Annotated in this window: 15 protein-coding genes; 4 read left to right on the top strand and 11 right to left on the bottom strand. The window is 65.0% G+C overall.

Annotated elements, in window-relative coordinates:
• The first annotated feature begins 202 nt into the window (after window positions 1-202).
• Window positions 203-1,612: an NAD(P)/FAD-dependent oxidoreductase gene (locus CH290_RS11125; RefSeq protein WP_020113204.1), complete on the top strand. Its 1,410-nt coding sequence runs from the start codon at window positions 203-205 to the stop codon at window positions 1,610-1,612.
• 28 nt (window positions 1,613-1,640) lie between these two features.
• Here the strand turns inward: CH290_RS11125 and CH290_RS11120 are convergent, their stop codons facing one another.
• From CH290_RS11120 to CH290_RS11080, 9 genes are all read right to left on the bottom strand, one after another.
• Complete coding sequence (locus CH290_RS11120; RefSeq protein WP_033188824.1) at window positions 1,641-2,024, bottom strand: ArsR/SmtB family transcription factor; 384 nt, start codon at window positions 2,022-2,024, stop codon at window positions 1,641-1,643.
• Window positions 2,021-2,698, bottom strand: a complete 678-nt coding sequence (locus CH290_RS11115; protein WP_033188823.1) for an urease accessory protein UreD — start codon at window positions 2,696-2,698, stop codon at window positions 2,021-2,023. The genes CH290_RS11120 and CH290_RS11115 overlap by 4 nt, the downstream gene beginning before the upstream one ends.
• Complete coding sequence (gene ureG / locus CH290_RS11110; RefSeq protein ID WP_020113201.1) at window positions 2,688-3,380, bottom strand: urease accessory protein UreG; 693 nt, start codon at window positions 3,378-3,380, stop codon at window positions 2,688-2,690. Before ureG ends, CH290_RS11115 begins: the two co-directional genes overlap by 11 nt.
• Before the next feature lie 63 nt (window positions 3,381-3,443).
• On the bottom strand, window positions 3,444-4,073 hold the full coding sequence (locus CH290_RS11105) for an urease accessory protein UreF (protein ID WP_033188863.1): 630 nt from the start codon (window positions 4,071-4,073) through the stop codon (window positions 3,444-3,446).
• A gap of 23 nt (window positions 4,074-4,096) precedes the next feature.
• Entirely contained in the window at window positions 4,097-5,818 is a 1,722-nt protein-coding gene (locus CH290_RS11100) for an urease subunit alpha (protein ID WP_020113199.1), read from the bottom strand.
• Window positions 5,818-6,450, bottom strand: a complete 633-nt coding sequence (locus CH290_RS11095) for an urease subunit gamma (protein WP_052059969.1) — start codon at window positions 6,448-6,450, stop codon at window positions 5,818-5,820. The genes CH290_RS11100 and CH290_RS11095 overlap by 1 nt, the downstream gene beginning before the upstream one ends.
• A 95-nt stretch (window positions 6,451-6,545) precedes the next feature.
• The gene (locus CH290_RS11090) at window positions 6,546-7,844 is read right to left on the bottom strand and encodes a DUF6986 family protein (RefSeq protein ID WP_033188822.1); all 1,299 of its coding nucleotides are present in this window, start codon (window positions 7,842-7,844) and stop codon (window positions 6,546-6,548) included.
• A gap of 48 nt (window positions 7,845-7,892) precedes the next feature.
• Complete coding sequence (locus CH290_RS11085) at window positions 7,893-8,354, bottom strand: PaaI family thioesterase (RefSeq protein ID WP_019667618.1); 462 nt, start codon at window positions 8,352-8,354, stop codon at window positions 7,893-7,895.
• A gap of 210 nt (window positions 8,355-8,564) precedes the next feature.
• Window positions 8,565-9,281: a hypothetical protein gene (locus CH290_RS11080; protein WP_230620926.1), complete on the bottom strand. Its 717-nt coding sequence runs from the start codon at window positions 9,279-9,281 to the stop codon at window positions 8,565-8,567.
• A 246-nt stretch (window positions 9,282-9,527) separates the two neighbouring features.
• Here CH290_RS11080 and CH290_RS11075 point away from each other — a divergent pair, with 246 nt between their 5' ends.
• The 3 genes from CH290_RS11075 to CH290_RS11065 all read left to right on the top strand — a co-directional run bounded on the left by CH290_RS11075 (window position 9,528) and on the right by CH290_RS11065 (window position 12,975).
• On the top strand, window positions 9,528-11,003 hold the full coding sequence (locus tag CH290_RS11075) for an iron chelate uptake ABC transporter family permease subunit (protein ID WP_080748682.1): 1,476 nt from the start codon (window positions 9,528-9,530) through the stop codon (window positions 11,001-11,003).
• A gap of 119 nt (window positions 11,004-11,122) precedes the next feature.
• The gene (locus CH290_RS11070) at window positions 11,123-12,118 is read left to right on the top strand and encodes a FecCD family ABC transporter permease (protein WP_230594197.1); all 996 of its coding nucleotides are present in this window, start codon (window positions 11,123-11,125) and stop codon (window positions 12,116-12,118) included.
• Window positions 12,115-12,975, top strand: a complete 861-nt coding sequence (locus CH290_RS11065) for an ABC transporter ATP-binding protein (protein WP_033188820.1) — start codon at window positions 12,115-12,117, stop codon at window positions 12,973-12,975. The genes CH290_RS11070 and CH290_RS11065 overlap by 4 nt, the downstream gene beginning before the upstream one ends.
• On the opposite strand, the gene CH290_RS11060 is transcribed toward CH290_RS11065, so the two are convergent.
• Window positions 12,972-15,596 carry a bifunctional lysylphosphatidylglycerol flippase/synthetase MprF gene (locus CH290_RS11060; RefSeq protein WP_033188819.1) on the bottom strand — a complete coding sequence of 875 codons (2,625 nt, stop codon included), beginning with the start codon at window positions 15,594-15,596 and terminating at the stop codon, window positions 12,972-12,974. The two genes, CH290_RS11065 and CH290_RS11060, sit on opposite strands and share 4 nt — an antisense overlap.
• Window positions 15,593-16,894, bottom strand: a complete 1,302-nt coding sequence (locus CH290_RS11055; protein ID WP_033188818.1) for an alpha/beta hydrolase — start codon at window positions 16,892-16,894, stop codon at window positions 15,593-15,595. The genes CH290_RS11060 and CH290_RS11055 overlap by 4 nt, the downstream gene beginning before the upstream one ends.
• Between the last annotated feature and the right edge of the window lie 113 nt (window positions 16,895-17,007).

The following is a 17,007-nucleotide window of genomic DNA, read 5'->3' as shown; positions in this document are numbered from 1 at the left end:
ATCCGCTTCTGAAGCGATCAAGAGCGCACTCACCACACACCCTGCCGCTTCCGCAACCATCGAGGGTCGACGCATCCCAGGTCACCGCGTGTACGAGCCGAACTGCCGGGCGTGACGAGCCGCCGCATGGGAACCTTGCCGAGACGCCCTGATCGGCGGCGACTACCGTTGCAGCTACATCTAATTTTCAAGGGAGCAGGTAATGAGCATCCAACCGGTCGAATCGAAGCGCCATCACGTCGTTGTCATCGGTTCCGGGTTCGGCGGTCTCTTCGGCGTCAAGGCACTCAAGAAGGCCGACGTCGACATCACCCTCGTGGCCAAGACCACGCACCACCTCTTCCAGCCACTGCTCTATCAGGTCGCGACGGGCATTCTCTCGGTCGGTGAGATCGCTCCCACGACCCGAGTCATCCTGCGCAAGCAGAAGAACGCCGAAGTACTCATGGGTGAAGTCCTCGACATCGATCTGTCGGCGAAGACAGTGACGTCCAAGCTCCTCGAGCGCGTGACGGTGACGCACTTCGACAGCCTGATCGTCGCAGCGGGCGCGCAGCAGTCCTACTTCGGCAACGATCACTTCGCCGAGTTCGCGCCGGGCATGAAGACCATCGACGACGCTCTCGAGCTCCGCGGCCGCATCCTGGGCGCATTCGAGCAGGCCGAACTGTCCAACGACCAAGAAGAACGCGACCGACTGATGACGTTCGTCGTCGTCGGCGCCGGACCGACCGGAGTCGAACTGGCAGGCCAGATCGCCGAGCTCGCAGATCGCACGCTGGACGGGGCGTTCCGCAACATCGACCCCCGCGACGCTCGCGTGATCCTTCTCGACGCGGCCCCCGCTGTGCTCCCACCGATGGGCGAGAAACTGGGCAAGAAGGCCGCGGACCGGCTCGAGAAGCTCGGCGTGGAGATTCAGCTCAACGCGATGGTCACCGACGTCGACAACGACGGACTCACCGTCAAGGAGAAGGACGGCACGACGCGCCGCATCGAAGCACAGTGCAAGGTGTGGTCCGCCGGCGTCCAGGGAAGCGCGCTCGGCAAGCAGCTCGCCGACCAGTCGGAGTCCGAGACCGACCGTGCAGGCCGCGTCATCGTGGAGCCGGACCTCACGGTCAAGGGCCACCCGAACGTGTTCGTCGTCGGTGACTTGATGTCGGTCAAGGATGTTCCCGGAATGGCGCAGGGCGCGATCCAGGGTGCGAACTACGCGGCCAAGCAGATCAAGGCGTCGCTCAAAGGCGAGGATCCGAGTCAGCGTCAGCCCTTCAAGTACTTCGACAAGGGTTCGATGGCCACCGTCTCGCGCTTCAACGCGGTCGCCAAGGTCGGCAAGCTCGAGTTCGGCGGTTTCATCGCGTGGGTCATGTGGCTCGCGCTGCACCTGTACTACCTCGTCGGGTACCGCAGTCGCATCACCACCGTCATCTCCTGGTTCGTGACCTTCCTCGGACGCGGACGCGCACAGATGGCGTCGACCGAACAGCAGGTCTTCGCGAGGTTGGCCATCGAACAACTCAATTCGATCGAAGCGTCGGAAAGTCCCGGCGACAGCGAGTCGGGTCGCAAGGCCAGGGCGGAACAAGAACAGAAAGCAGCCGGCTGACCCCGTCTGCAGTCACTCCTCCTCCGCGTCACTCGTGCACATGATGTGCATGGGTGGCGCCGAGTTCGTGAAGCATGCGATGAACGGTGTCGTCGTCGAGCCGGTACGTCATCCTCTTGCCGTCCCGCTGCACTGCAACCCACCCCTCGTTCCTGAGCAGGCGCAGCGCGTGCGAGACCGAGGTCGACGTCATCGACAGGGCAAGCGCCAGGTCGGTGACGCAAATTCCCGGCGCGCGGTGCATACAGAGCAGAATGCGCAACCGCGTCGGATCACCCAATAGATCGAACCGCTGCACCCAATCGTCCAGATTGTGTACCGCGTCCACCGCGGCGCGCGCTTGCTCCACGTGCTCGGGTTCGAACGGGGCAGTGCCGGGCGACTGCGCGTTGCGCACATCTCCGTCCGTCATGTGGGCAACGCTAGCGTGTCTATTCTGCTGCCGGTTGCGGTGGAGAGGCTGCCGCCGGCCGCCAGTGGCATCCGAACCCACGATCGTCCGGCTTCCGCAGTGCGATCGTCTGGGAAACGGATGGTGCTCGACATCGCCATCGGTGCGGAGATGACGTCGTGTCCCGATGTGCCGACGCCGAGTTCCACACGGTGCCGCAAGTGCGGGCGGACTCGGCCCCCGCCGCAGTCGACATCCGAGAAGACTGTGCCGTACCAGGAACCTGCACGCTCCCCGGCCCGGCCGATCTGTATGCGCTCACGGATGTGGATCGCCCCCGAGTCCGAGAAGCGAACGTCGGTGCGCGAGTGGTGCCGCGCGTCGGCCGCGACGATCATGGGTTCCGGGTCGAACAACAGCCTGCCACCGTCCTCGACGTGGAACGACCACCACGAATGCGACTCGGTAGTCGCGGCGCTCGGCAATGCCAGGGTCGCCGCGACACTGTGGACTGCCAGGCTGGCACCTTTTCCCACCTCGACGCGGATTCGCATCTCGTCGCCGCCCAGAGGTGTTGCGGCCGTGCCGATCATGTGTACGGTGTCCGGACCGGTCAAGCGCCCGGACAGTCCGCCGGACGAGATGATCCGCGGACTGCGCTCGGCACTGGCGACGATGACGAGCTCAGTGCGCATCGGCCGCGGCCGTCTCCTTCAGCCGCGCCCGGACCCATTCGAGCACTGTCGATGCCGACGGGTCGTCCGTCAGGGAGATCATCGCGGTCGGTCGGCCCTCGCGTACCTTTTCCGCATCACCTCGCATGACCTCCAGATCGGCACCCACGTACGGCGCCAGGTCGGTCTTGTTGATCACCAGGAGATCCGAGAAGGTAACGCCGGGACCACCTTTACGCGGTACCTTGTCGCCGCCGGCAACGTCGACGACGAAGATCTGGACGTCGATGAGACCGGACGAGAAGGTTGCCGTCAGGTTGTCACCGCCGGACTCGACCAGAATCAGATCGAGTGGCGGGTTCTCGTCGACGAGGTCGTCGATGGCATCGAGGTTCGCCGTGATGTCGTCGCGAATCGCGGTGTGCGGGCATCCGCCGGTCTGAACCGCAGTGATTCTCTCGTCGGGTAGGACGGCGTGCCGACGGAGGAAGTCGGCATCCTCGGTCGTGTAGATGTCGTTCGTCAGCACTCCGAGCGACAGTTCGTCGCGCAGTTCGCGGCACAGCGCAGCGACCAGAGCGGTCTTACCGGATCCCACCGGACCGCCGATACCGATGCGGAGTGCTTCGCCGGGGACTCGAGTGCGCTTCGGTCGGTCGAGGCTGTGGTCGTGCGGCTCGCCGTCGATGAGATGCGGAGGCATTGTGTTTCGGCCTTTCGTGACTCGGTGATGCAGATGATGTCGTTCGAATGAACGGGTCGGTCTTCAGGATACGAACAGCGGCCGCTCGCGCGCCGCGTGGTTCTCCGCCAGCACGTCGAGCAGCGGGTCGGACAGATCCACCAAGGTGGGCAGCAAGGCGCACACCTCGTCCGCCACCTCGTCGCAGGTGCGAGCGAGCCGCAACGTGCATGCCGCGACGTCCGACGGATCGAGGGCGAGCAGTCGCTGTGCTGCGATCGCGGACCCGGTCATCGTGGTGTACACCTGCACCGACGCGATGGCCTGGCCCGGCAGTGTCGCAGCGCGACCGACGAGACCGGCGACGACGGCCAGGTGGGGTCGACGCGGTACCGACTCCCACTGCTGATGCGGCCAACTCGCACGGGCGAGCCTGAGCAATCCTCTCCCCTGTGCCCGCGACGCGGCCCGCGCAGCCGGCGACGGAATACGTGCGTCGCATTCGTCCTCGGCGACGTCCACGTCGAGAACCGACTCACATACCGCGGCCGCGAGGGACGCCGTCACCGCACCGCTGGTCCTGAGTCGACGGATCAGAAAAGCTTCCACGGTGTCGATGTCCCGCACGAGCCCTTGTTCGATGGCTTCTTCGATGCCGCCCGAGTGGACGTGACCACCGGTAGGCAACCGTGAATCCGCCAGCGACATGATCATGGAGATTTCGTGCACGACCGCGCTCAAAAGAGAAAGTACCTCTGCGCCATCGGAAGTTCGGTAGCAGGCTGCTCGGTCCAGACGTCGCCGTCGATCTTCACGGTGAACGAATCGGGATCGACCTCGATGCGGGGCTGCGCGTCGTTGAGCGGCATGTCGGCCTTGCCCACCGCCCGAACGTTCCCGACCGCAACCAGCCGTCTGTCGCAGTCGAGTCGATTCGCCAAACCGTCCTCGATCGCCTGAGGGGCGACGAAGTGCACCGATGTGGCTGCTGCGGCCTTGGGTGATGCGCCGAACATCGGTCTGGGCAGCTCCGGCTGAGGGGTAGGGATCGACGCATTCGCGTCCCCCATCTGCGCCCATGCGATCATCCCGCCCTTGATCACCGCGTGCGGCCGGACACCGAAGAACGCCGGATCCCACAGCACGAGGTCGGCCAGCTTGCCTGGTTCGATGGAACCGACCTCGGCGTCGAGACCGTGCGCGACGGCAGGGCAGATCGTGTATTTCGCGATGTAGCGCTGCACACGATTGTTGTCCGCGCGGGTGTCCCCGGGGAGGAACCCCCGTCGTTTCTTCATCACGTGGGCCGTCTGCCAGGTGCGCAACACGACCTCCCCGATCCTGCCCATGGCCTGTGCGTCGCTGCCGATCATGGAGATTGCTCCGATGTCGTGCAGCAAGTCCTCGGCGGCGATGGTGGACGGCCGAATTCGGCTCTCGGCGAAGGCGAGATCCTCCGGGATGGACGGACTGAGGTGGTGACACACCATCAGCATGTCGAGATGTTCGTCGAGCGTGTTGACCGTGTGCGGCCGAGTGGGATTGGTCGAACTCGGCAGCACGTGCCCGTACGACGCGACGGTGATGATGTCGGGTGCGTGCCCACCTCCCGCACCTTCGGTGTGGTACGCGTGAATGCCGCGACCCGCGATCGCATCCAGGGTGGTCTCGACGAACCCGGCTTCGTTGAGTGTGTCCGAGTGCAGAGCGGCCTGCACGCCTGCGTCCTCGCACACACGAAGGCACGCGTCGATGGCAGCGGGAGTGGAGCCCCAGTCCTCGTGAAGTTTGAAACCCGATGCGCCGGCGCGCAGCTGCTCCCACATCGCTTCGGTGCTGACGGTGTTGCCCTTGCCGAGCAGGACGATGTTCATCGGCCAGCCGTCGAGTGCTTCCAACATTCTCGACAAGTGCCAGGCACCCGGGGTGACGGTTGTAGCTTTGCTGCCCTCGGCAGGTCCGGTTCCTCCGCCGATCACGGTGGTGATTCCGCCCGCCAACGCTTCGTCCATGATCTGCGGGCAGATGAAATGCACGTGGCAGTCGATTCCACCGGCCGTGACGATCTTGCCGTTGCCTGCGATGATCTCGGTCGACGGACCGATGACGAGGTCCGGATGGACACCGGTCATCGTGTCGGGGTTGCCGGCCTTGCCGAGCGCGACGATCCGCCCATCGCGAATACCGATGTCCGCCTTGATTATTCCCCAGTAGTCGACGACGACGACTCCCGTGATGACGGTATCGGGGGCTCCGTCGGCCCGCGTTGCGCGCGACTGCCCCATCGACTCGCGGATCACCTTCCCGCCGCCGAAGACTGCTTCTTCCCCGGCCAGTCCTGGACCACCACTTCGGTCCTCGGTCACTTCGATCAGAAGGTCAGTGTCCGCCAACCGGATTCGATCACCTGTAGTGGGGCCGAACAACTGCGCGTATCGAGAACGACTGAGCTGGGCCATCAGGCATCGAGCTTTCCGGGAGGATTCGAACTCAGTCCGTACACTTCTCGGCTTCCGCCGAGAGGAACGAGTGAGACTGTCATGGTGATGCCGGGCTCGAACCGCACCGCAGTGCCGGCGGGAATGTCCAGCCGTCGTCCGTGCGCCTGCGCGCGATCGTACGACAGCGCCTCGTTCGCCTGGGGAAAATGGACGTGGCTTCCCACCTGCACCGGACGATCACCGGTGTTGACCACCTCGAGCGTCACGAGGTCAGCACCCTCGTTCAGTTCGATGACGCCGTCCTCGGTGAGGACTTCACCTGGAATCAGATGCCCGTCACCCCGTTTCGGAGAAATGGGTTCATGGACGGTGATCAATTTGGTGCCGTCGGGGAACGTCGCTTCGACCTGAACCTCGGGAAGTAGTTCGGGAACTCCGCTGATGACGTCGTCGGCCGACAGGACCTCGCGCCCCGATGCCATGAGCTCGGCAACGGATTTTCCGTCGCGTGCGCCCTCGAGAAGGTGATCGGTGATGAGCGCGACTGCTTCCGGGTGATTGAGCAGCCGACCTCGACTACGACGCCTACGTGCCAATTCGGCTGCGTAACTGAGGAGCAGCCGGTCCTGCTCGTGCGGAGTCAGCCGCATTCGATCTCCATCCGTAACCCGTCCTGCCCGACGCAGGCAGTACCGGACATTCTGGCACGTGTGCTCGTTTGCGGCAGGGTACGGCCGGCCGACCGCTACGACTGGGCCGAAGGCCCGCCGACGGTACGAGCCAGCAGTCCGTGCAGAACGTCCCGAGTGACGAGAGGTGACAGCGACTCGAGCTCGGCGGCGTCGACCGCCCCGCAATCCAGACCGCGAACGAGGACCGCGGCCAGTGCCTGAGCGGTGGCAGGCTCGTCCATCATGCCGCCCGACGTTGTGTCGAGGTACGCCGCAACCCGCGACGCGGCCGTCGGCATCGCCGACCGGAAGAACGACAACGTCGCAGTCCATCGCGTCGCGAGGTGGGTCGGGTGCATGTCCCACCCTTGATAGAAGCCGCGCTCGAGGGATCGGGTGACCAGGCCGGCGTGGCGCCGGATGGCGCTGTCGACCTCGGCCGGTGTCCCACTCGGAACCACCTGCGTCGAGCCGTCGCTCACCCAGATCCCCGTTTGTGCCGTGGCTGCCAGCATCACCGCCTTCGCGTGATCCGCCACCGGATGTTCGAGGGATTGCTGAGCGGACGTGATTCCGCATGCCGCGCTGTAGTCGTACGTCCCGTAGTGCAGTGAGGTGCACCGACCGTCCGCGCGTCCCAGGGCACGCGCGAGTGTTGCGGTCCCGTCGCTGCCGACGACGGCCTGAGGACTCTCGATCTGAAGCTCGAATCGAAGCGCTCGGTCCGGAAGTCCATGCGCTCGCTCGATCTCCTCGCACAGAGCGACCACTGCGTCGACCTGCTCGGCAGCTCGTAGTTTGGGCACCGTGAACACGAATCCCGACGGCACTCCCCCGGCTCCGTCGAGAACCAGCTCCAGAGTCCTGATACCCCGGCGGCGTTCGTGCGGTGCCAGTCCCTTGGGGCGGATTCCGCACCACTGCGGGCCCAAGGGGTCGGCAGCCAGGGATGCGAGAATTCGTCCCGCCTCGCGGGCGTGTGCGTCCTCGGTCTCGTCCGCACGCCAGCCGTAGCCGTCCTCGAAGTCGATGCGCAGATCTTGAATCGGGCGCGTCGCCAACGCTTCTCGAACGCGCGGCAGCACACCGACCGAGTCGATCGAATCGAACACCTCCTGGTTCTCGTCGATCAGGCTAAGCGCCTGCTGTCCCCACCTTGCCGGAATGTCCACCCCGGCCGCAGATGCGGCTACGTAGATCGTGTGGATGGGCTGCCCACCGATCCGGTCACCGGGGAAATCTGCGGCGAGAGCGTCGTCGACGGGACCGAGAATCGACTCGATGCGGTCGAGCGCAGCGTCGGACAAGCGTGCTCGCTGCCGCGCGGACTCGTTCTGGTCGTCGGGTGATCCGGAGATGGGTGCGTTGCTCACCGTGTCAGTGTCCCAGAACGCCTACCGATGGTGCGGCTCGTCCGGTCTTCACTCGGTGGTGCCGTGGCCGAGTGCTGCGGTGTCGGTGATGTTGGCCAATCGAACCTTGCCCTGCGCGACGGCTTTTCCGGCCTCGTTGGTGATGTCCACCTGCCACAACTGCTGGGTGCGACCGCGATGGATCGGACGCGCTTCGGCGACGAGGGTTCCCTCTCTCGATGCCCGCAGGAAGTCGGTGTTGTTGTTCACGCCGACGACGTGTCCGCGCGAACCGAGCCAGACGCTCGCCCCGATACTGGCCATCGACTCCACGACGGAGCACAGGACGCCGCCGTGCATGATCCCGGCCGGCTGGTGCAGCCTCGGCGTCACGTCCCACGTTGCGCGTACGCGGTCTGCGGACACTTCGGTGTACACGAGTCCGACTGCGCCGTCGAAACCCTGCGCGCAGAGTTCCGTCATCTCCGCGGGATCGACGTTCGGGGTGATGGGGCTTTGCGTCTCGCTCATCGACTCTCCTGATTCGCCTGGCGTCGTCGCGTTCGACGCGCAGATCAGGACTACACCAGAAGGTCGGGACAAAAATCGGCGGGCCTCACATTCGAAGGAATGTGAGGCCCGCCGTGGCAAGGACCGGGAGTCTCTGCAGCCCTCAGGACTCCGGCGCGGTCCGGTGGTTCACCCAGAACTGTAGGCTAGCCTTACCTGAATTAGCAAGGGCTAGGAGGCACGTAGTCGCGTACGTGGGCAGGGCCGGGCGCGGACCGGTGCGCCCGCGGCGACGAACGCGTCGAGCAATGCCTGCCCACGCCGCGCACTGTCGGAAGCAAAGGTGTTCGCAAGCACCGGAATGTACGTCGAGGCACCGAGGATCGAATCGCCGACGAGGCTCCAGAACGTGGACGCGTCGAACGGCGCCCTGGCGGAGATGGACCTCAGAACTGCAGTCAGCGAGGTGATGCAACGGTGCGCGGTCCACACGAGCAGCGCTTCCTCGCACGGGAGAGTAACCGTGCCGGGCGTCGACTCGAGCGGGTCGTCCGGCAGCACGCGCAAATTCGGTGACCCCACGCCCGCCCAGTCGATACCGCCGTCGCTGTCCATGTGAATCCAGAGGTTGTCGATTCCGGGGTCCCACGCTCGCCCCTCGAGTACCACCAGCGCGGCGACGCGCCCGACGACCGCGTGCACCAGCGCCGTCGCGACCTGATGGGCCGCAGCCTCCATCGAGCCGAGATCCTCCAGCGATCTGCCGAGCATCGAGTCGACCCGGCCGTCCTCGAGTCCGGTCGCGAGGTGCCACCACCGCCGCTTGCCTTCGGTGGCCATCGCGGCGACTGCGTACATGCGCGGGTAGTCGGGATTGAGCGCCCGAAGGCGCGTGCATGACCGCGCCAGGGGGCTGCCCCCTCCGTTGTGTTCGTACGAACGGTGCACATCGGCCCAGGCATCGGACGCAGCAGTTGCAAGTGACACCGGAACACTCCTCTCGTGACGGTCGATCTTCGTTGCGTTGCTTTAGGTAGGTTAGCCTAACCAAGTGCAGATTCGACGAGAAGGCTGCGCAATGTACGACATGTCACCCCATTCGGCTTGGCTTGCCTTACCTGGACGCGCAGAATGAACAAGGGTTCCGTAACCTAACGCTTGATCCATCAACCACAGTGAGGAGTCACGAACACAGTGACGACGGCACCATTGCTGGGTTCGGGAAACACTCACCCCGCCCCGGACGACGATTTCGCCAAGGAAGAGATTCCCCGCGGGCCGGCGCCATGGGCTCCGCGCATCGCCGCGACGATCGTCGATATTGCGATTGTGCTTCTTCCGTTGGGTATCGGATGGTCGATCGTCGACTCGCTCCGTGACGACAACGGTGGTGGTCAAGCGGACCGGTTCGTCTTCGGTGCAATTGCAGTCGCGGTTGCAGTCGGCCTCCTCCTGTGGAATCAGGGATATCGGGAAGGCAAGGACGGCCAGAGCACCGGCAAGCGCTGGACGAACCTGATCGTTCGGGATGGTGCCGATGGCAACGCGCTCGGCGTGCGCCGGGCCATGCTGCGGCAATTCGGCATCGGGCGAAGCGGTACCGAGGTAGTTCGCGAGAAGACAGCCGCCGACGAACTGTTCGAGCCGATAGCACGCGACAATTCCGTTGCGGGCATCCGCAAACGACGCATCCTCGGCCTCGTGATTCTGGCGGTTGCTCTCGCCGCCGCGATCCTCGCGAGCATCGCGATCGGAGCGCGCCCGCTGACGTTCGCTGAAATCGGCCACGCCTTGTGGAGTTCGACGGGAACCGACACCGACATCATCGTGCGCAGTCTGCGGATACCGCGCACACTCCTCGCGCTCGTGGTGGGAATCGCGCTCGGCATCGCAGGCGCACTCATCCAGGGCCACACCCGAAACCCACTCGCCGACGCGGGTCTGCTCGGACTCAATGCCGGTGCAGCGTTCCTCGTCGTCCTGTCGATCTACCTTTTCCGCTTCAACTCGCCCAGCCAGTACCTGTGGTTCGCTTTCGCCGGCTCGGCCATCGCCAGTGTGGTGGTGTTCGGTCTGTCCTCCGCCGGAAACGGCAAAGCCAGTCCACTCAATCTCGCGCTCGCCGGCGCGGGCGTGGCGTTCTTCCTGTCCGCGATGACCAATGCCATCGTCCTGTTGGATCAGACAAGTCTCGACGGCTACCGCTTCTGGTCGGTGGGCTCGGTCGCCGGTCGAGGGCTCGACGTCCTCTGGCAGGTACTGCCGTTCCTCGTCGTCGGAGTTCTCATCGCGCTCGCCAGCACGCCCGGCCTCAACGTGATGAGTCTCGGTGAGGACGTCGCTCGCTCCCTGGGCACCAACATCGCGCTCACCCGCACAGTCGGGATCATCGCCATCACCCTGCTCACCGGTGCCGCCACCGCCGCGTGCGGTCCGATCGCCTTCATCGGCCTGGTCGTGCCGCACGTCGCGCGGGTGGTCACCGGCCCGGACTATCGATGGCTGGTTCCGTACGCCGGACTCATGGGAGGCGTCATGCTGATGATCGCCGACGTCATCGGCCGCGTCGTGGTTCGCCCCGGAGAACTGCAGGTCGGGATCGTACTCGCCCTCTTCGGCGCTCCGTTCTTCATCGCTCTCGTTCGTCGTCGGAAGTTGGCAAGCCTGTGACCTCGTCCTTGACCAAGAACGCGTCGGCGAACGGCGCTGCCGGACCCGACGCGGTCCGTACGGTCCCGTCACGTCCGCCGTTCCGGCTCGGGCCGCTGTCTCTGGTTCGGCGTCCCCTCATGGTTCTCGTCAACCTCGTGATGCTCGCGGCGCTGTTCCTGGTCGTCTGCATCAACATCGGCCGCGGCGACTTTCCGCTGTCCATACCTCAGGTGACAGAAGTGCTGTTCGGGGGCGGTTCTCGCATCGACAGGTTCATCGTGATGGACCTTCGGCTGCCTCGTTCACTCACCGGACTTCTGGTGGGAATGGCTCTGGGCATCTCCGGCGCCGTGACCCAGTCGATCTCGCGCAACTCACTCGCCAGCCCGGACATTCTGGGCATCACCGCTGGTGCGAGCGCGGCCGCAGTAGCGCTCATCGTTCTCGGTGGCGGCGGCACGTTCGTCGGCATCCTGGCTACCGTCGGCCTTCCGCTGGCAGCGCTCGTCGGTGGTGTCCTGACTGCCGTGCTCATCTACACGCTGGCATGGAAGCGTGGCGTCGAAGGATTCCGGCTCATCCTCGTCGGTATCGCCATCAACGCGATGCTCACCGCGGCCATCGGCTGGCTGCTGATCAGTGCGGACATCAACGACGTCTCCCGCGCCCAGTTGTGGCTCAACGGGTCCTTGAACGGTGCCGACTGGAGCAAGGTCTGGCCGGTTCTGTGTGCACTGGTGCTGATCGGCGGCATCACCATCATCTCCACGTTCACTCTCGGCGCCCTCCGACTCGGCGACGACAACGCCCGTTCGCTCGGTGTGCGCCTCCAGTCGGGTCAGGCCACGCTGCTCCTGGCGTCGGTGGCGCTCGCGGCCATCGCTACCGCCGCTGCCGGTCCCATCGGATTCGTGGCGTTGGCGGCACCTCAGATTGCACTGCGCATTCTGCGCACGCCCGGCCCGCCGATCATCGCGTCCGGGTTGATGGGCGGCTTGCTTGTCGTCGGCAGCGATCTGATCGCCCGCACGATCCTTCCGGTCGAGTTGCCTGTCGGAATCGTGACCTCCGCGCTCGGCGGGCCGTTCCTCCTCTACCTGCTCGTCCGCAGTAACCGAAAGGTCTCCGCATGACCACAACCGAACCCTCCCGCCTCGTCGCCGAAAATCTCACGCTCGGCTACGGAGACCGGATCATCGTCGAGAACCTCGATCTCGACGTGCACACCGGCGTGATCACCACGGTCATCGGACCCAACGGCTGCGGCAAGAGCACCCTCCTCCGCTCCCTCGGACGACTGCTGAAGCCGAAAGCGGGCAAAGTCGTACTCGACGGCAAAGCGATCTCGTCGATGCGCACGAAGGACGTCGCCCGTGTCCTCGGCATGTTGCCGCAAGCACCGACTGCGCCTGAAGGACTGACCGTCGGCGATCTGGTGTCCCGCGGCCGGCACCCGCACCAGTCCTGGGTGCGGCAGTGGTCGTCCGACGACGAGTCCGAGGTCGCCAACGCGCTCGAACTGACCGGCGTCGGAGACCTGGCGGACCGGCCGGTCGACGAGTTGTCCGGCGGTCAACGCCAGCGAGCATGGATTTCGATGGCGCTCGCGCAAGGCACCGATATCCTGCTGCTCGACGAGCCCACGACCTACCTCGACCTCGCGCATTCCGTCGAGGTTCTCGACCTGGTGGATCGTCTGCACGAGGAGATGGGCCGCACCGTCATCATGGTGCTGCACGACCTCAACCTCGCCGTACGCTACAGCGACCAGCTGATCGTCATGTCGCAGGGCAAAATCGTCGAGTCCGGGAAGCCTCAGGACATCATCTCCGAGAAACTTCTGATGGACGTGTTCGGTCTCGAGGCGAGCGTCATCGAGGACCCGGTCTCCGATCGCCCCCTGATCGTCCCCATAGGAACGCGCCACGTGTACGGAGCGGTCGGAGGTCCGACCAAGACCGCGGCTGCATCCGCCGAGCCGGACGCCTAACGTTCGATCATCGTGCGCACCAACCGGTAACCCTGGCCGAGGGACACATCCGGGAGATAGGCCCGTCCGATCGCATTGCCGATACTCGGCAACGCGGCCGGGTCGGCGAACGTCATGTGCATCGGCTCGTACCGCGGCTGGAACTTCGACTTGAAGGCCAGCAGCGACCTGAACCCGTAGACGGGTTCGAGCGTCTTGCCCAGCACGTCGAGAAGTCGATCGAGCAGCGTGTAGAAGGTGACTTCCTCATCCGACGGTGCATCCGACGCACTGCCGTCGCTCACCTTCGCGAGCGGCGCACCGGACAAGCTGAGGAATCGAACGCCCTCCTCCTTCAACATAATTGCAGCGGATGCGATCAAGAACTCCATCGTCGGTCTGAAACCTTCCGACCGCCTCCGCATGAAATCGAGAGTCCAACCGACGACGACGCCGTCCTCGTACACGGGCATCCACGACGTGATTCCGTGTACGGTCCGGTGTTCGTCGACAGCGACGAGGCAGCGCACCTCTCGATCGTCCACCTCCTCGAGACCACCGAGCGTGAACCCCATCTCGGGCATCCCCTTGTCCGCCACCCACTCCTCGGAGATCGCTGTGATCTGATCCTTGATGGCAAGCGGTGCGTCGGGGAAGCTGATCCACTCGGCCTCGATTCCCACCTTCTTCGCCCGGTTCAGCGCGGTACGGACGTCCTGAAATCTCTTGCCGGTGAAGGCCAGATCCGCGAGATCGAGGACAGTCTCCTCCCCCACCTGGATGCCGCCCCAGCCGATGCTGTCCGTGATGGCACGAACGTCCGGTGTCACCGAGTAGAAGCACGGGATCCACCCGTTCTTCGATGCGAACTCCGCGAAGTCGACCACCGCCGATCGGAGTTCCCCGCGCGGTCCCACCGGATCACCTGTCGTCAGCGCCACACCCGAGATAACCCGGTAGGCAACGAAACTGGATCCGTCGGCGGAGAACCAGTAGGAATTTCCCTTCCACAGCGTCATCCACGACAGCGCGCTCCCGGAACTGGTCGTCAGCAGGGCGCGTGCACGTTCGGCAGCGGCGCTGTCCGCGCGTGAGACAGGGGTAAGGAACGTCGAGAGCACGAACACGCACAACGACACCCAGAAGATGACCCCGGTCCATTCGAACAGCAACGTGGTGAAAATGCTGTCCGGAAGCAATCTCGGTTCGAGCCACTGCAGATACACCGGCGGCACCAGACGCTGCGGGAAGTCCGCGATCAAGCCGAGGAAGGATGCCTTCTGATCGAAACCACCGCGTCCGACGAACCCCAACAGCACGTACAGAACCCACAGAATCACCGCAGTACCCAGCACCGAGATCGTGAACTTTCGATAGGTCCCGCGCGGTGCGCGGACATCGAAGTACTTCCGCGTGAGCGCCAGAACGACGAGAATTGCCAGCGGAAGCAGAAACGGCACGATGGTGCGATACGCGGTCGGCGACTCCAGCCCGTAGAACACCGACTCGTCGTCACCTGCGTCGATGAACCGGATGGCGTAGTTCGCGACGGACACGATCAGCAACACCACTTGCGCCACCACCGCGGCACCCCACGCGAACTTACGGCCTCGTCGGAGTCCATCGGCGAGGAACAGCAGAAAGATCGAGGGCATCAACGACAGGATCGTCGGACCGACACCACCGAGTCTCAGCTCGAGGAGGCCGGTGCGGCACTCGGGGTCGGTTGCCGAATCGGCGCAGATTTCCCGGACCTCTGCCGGCGTGTACGGCACTCCGCTGACGACGTCCCGCAGCACTGCGAACGGCCCGACCGCGTCCGGGCTCAGCGCAGCCAGTACGGGACCGAGCGCGCTGGCGGCGACGACCAACGCCACCAGGACGCGGCCTTCACGCTGTGTGCCCGCCAGACGCGGCCCGCGAGCCGACCGCCCGACGATCGCCGGTCCGAGCACGAGTCCGACGACCGCCGCGGCAAGTCGCACCACATCTTGAAGGTGCCCGCTGAACAGTGCCGACGTGATCAACAGAGCCAGAAGCCCGACGCGTATCCGTCGCCGCCACAACGTGTCCATGCGAGCGCTCGCCACCATCAGAACTCCGACGATCCACGTCGTCGGGCCCACTGCCGTCCCGACGTGCAACCGGAAACCCCAGTCCGCGTCGAACGTCTTCGCCAGTGCCGCGATCCCGAGGCCGAACACGGCACCGAGCACCTGGGTGCAGACGGCCGCGAGGGCGAACTTCGCCGACCCGATCCGGCGCTCGATCGGCGCGGCCGCGACGAACACCGCAACCACGAACACCACGTAACCGAAGATTCCCGGGGCGAACAGACCGGCGGTGAGGACCGTCCACAGTTTCCATTCCTCGACCGGCATGATCCCGAGAGCCACGGCGTGGTGCACCGTGTTTCCGCCGACAACGGCTGCGATCACACCGAGCGCGAGCACCACGACGAGCAAACCCAGACTGACCGGTGCTCCCTTGATTCCGAAGCCGATCAGCGAGGCCAGCCGAACGGCCTGCCTGCTGAATCCGCGCGACGCCGCGGACAGTCGCTCTTTCCGCTTCGCCGTCCACGACGGTCCGGACGGTCCCGACGGTTCGGTCGCCTGAGCGTCGTCGATGATGTCGTTCACGAGATGAGTCCTACTCTCTGCATCAGCCAGGGCAGTTCTTGCTTCAGTCCTTCGGACCACACGGCGAAGCTGTGTCCCCCCGGCACTTCGAGATACACCACGTCCATGCCTGCGGCTTTCGCGGCCTCGTACATAGCCTTCTGGCCGGGTTTGTAGTCGTTGTCGTCGGCACCGACGACGAATGCTCCCCCCGACTGCGGGAACTGTCGGGTCTTCAGGAGATCCATCGGGTTCACGGCGACGAACGCGGCCTCGTTCCCGCCGAACGCCTCGGCGACGGTGCGGCCGCGGTCACCGAGAGTGGGCTCGGCCTGCCCGGACAGGTCGAGGAAGGTCGGGTAGACGTCGGGGTGGTTGGTCGCCACCTGAATGGAACATGTCCCGCCGTAGGACAGTCCTCCGATGACGCGACTGCGCGGATCCGGATTCACCTGGAGCGTCGATCCGATCCAGTTCGGAACGTCCGTTGCGAGATACGTGTCGACGTTTCCGAGAGGCGAGTCGACGCACAACGGGTTGGCCAGTGTCGAGCCCGTGGCGTCGGCGACGACGACCACCGGCGCCAGACCGGAATGATCGGCGGCGAATGCGTCCATCGTGCTCGCGAGCTGTCCGCCGTTCAACCAATCCTCCGGCTCCCCCGGCTGGCCTGCCATCAGCACCATGGTGGGCAGAAGGGGGCGTGGATCGGCGAAGTAGGCCGGGGGCAGGTAGATCTGTGCGGGTCTCGCCGAGAATCCGGACACCGTCCCGGGGATGGTCGCCGACGTCAACCGCCCTTGCGACGGCATGGATGCGGGCGCCGTCCACGAAGCGTCCAGTGGATCGCCGGTGACCGGATTCGATTGCGTTCCTGGCACGTTGCTCAGATCGACACGATCCGATTGCTCCAGACCGAGCAACGTTCCCACCGTCGGGTAGGCGGCGAACACGAGGTTCACCTGCGCGGCGGCGGCCGCCACCACCAGAACGGCAGCAACCACCGTCACGATCCTGCCGATCAGCCCACTGGATGCGACGGCGCGCGGGACGACCGCGAACAGAGCCGCGAGTCCCACCCCGATCCACACGTAGATCGGGATCTCGATCGGATCGGGGAACGGTCGCCACACCTTCTCGACGACGTAATAGAGCGCCACTGCGACGAGGGCCGCAACGAGTAGACAGATCGGAAGTGCTCGGCGGACGTACCACTTCGTTCGGCTGACGATCAGCCACAGGGCGCCGAGTGCACCCAGAGCGAGGGTGATCCAAGACGTCGTGTCGTCGACGAGCGAAGCTGACACGAACCAGTTCATGACTGCAGAATAAACACAGAGTGGATGCGGTTCGGTGAACGCGATCGAAGTCCACCGGAAAGTCATCCTCCGGGTGGGCGGAACGTCGGATATGACGCATCCCACACGCCCAG

The sequence above is a fragment of the Rhodococcus sp. 06-156-4 genome, assembly GCF_002259345.1.
Classification (GTDB): domain Bacteria; phylum Actinomycetota; class Actinomycetes; order Mycobacteriales; family Mycobacteriaceae; genus Rhodococcoides; species Rhodococcoides fascians_E.
This window is presented reverse-complemented; position numbering and strand designations above follow the sequence as displayed.

Coding starts and splice junctions, on each gene's coding strand:
- ureG (WP_020113201.1), bottom strand. CDS start 3,380: ATGCCTCCGCATCTCATCGACGGCGAGCCGCACGACCACAGCCTCGAC.
- CH290_RS11105 (WP_033188863.1), bottom strand. CDS start 4,073: ATGATCATGTCGCTGGCGGATTCACGGTTGCCTACCGGTGGTCACGTC.
- CH290_RS11100 (WP_020113199.1), bottom strand. CDS start 5,818: ATGGCCCAGCTCAGTCGTTCTCGATACGCGCAGTTGTTCGGCCCCACT.
- CH290_RS11055 (WP_033188818.1), bottom strand. CDS start 16,894: ATGAACTGGTTCGTGTCAGCTTCGCTCGTCGACGACACGACGTCTTGG.
- CH290_RS11070 (WP_230594197.1), top strand. CDS start 11,123: ATGGTTCTCGTCAACCTCGTGATGCTCGCGGCGCTGTTCCTGGTCGTC.
- CH290_RS11095 (WP_052059969.1), bottom strand. CDS start 6,450: ATGCGGCTGACTCCGCACGAGCAGGACCGGCTGCTCCTCAGTTACGCA.
- CH290_RS11115 (WP_033188823.1), bottom strand. CDS start 2,698: ATGCGCACTGAGCTCGTCATCGTCGCCAGTGCCGAGCGCAGTCCGCGG.
- CH290_RS11085 (WP_019667618.1), bottom strand. CDS start 8,354: ATGAGCGAGACGCAAAGCCCCATCACCCCGAACGTCGATCCCGCGGAG.
- CH290_RS11120 (WP_033188824.1), bottom strand. CDS start 2,024: ATGACGGACGGAGATGTGCGCAACGCGCAGTCGCCCGGCACTGCCCCG.
- CH290_RS11125 (WP_020113204.1), top strand. CDS start 203: ATGAGCATCCAACCGGTCGAATCGAAGCGCCATCACGTCGTTGTCATC.
- CH290_RS11065 (WP_033188820.1), top strand. CDS start 12,115: ATGACCACAACCGAACCCTCCCGCCTCGTCGCCGAAAATCTCACGCTC.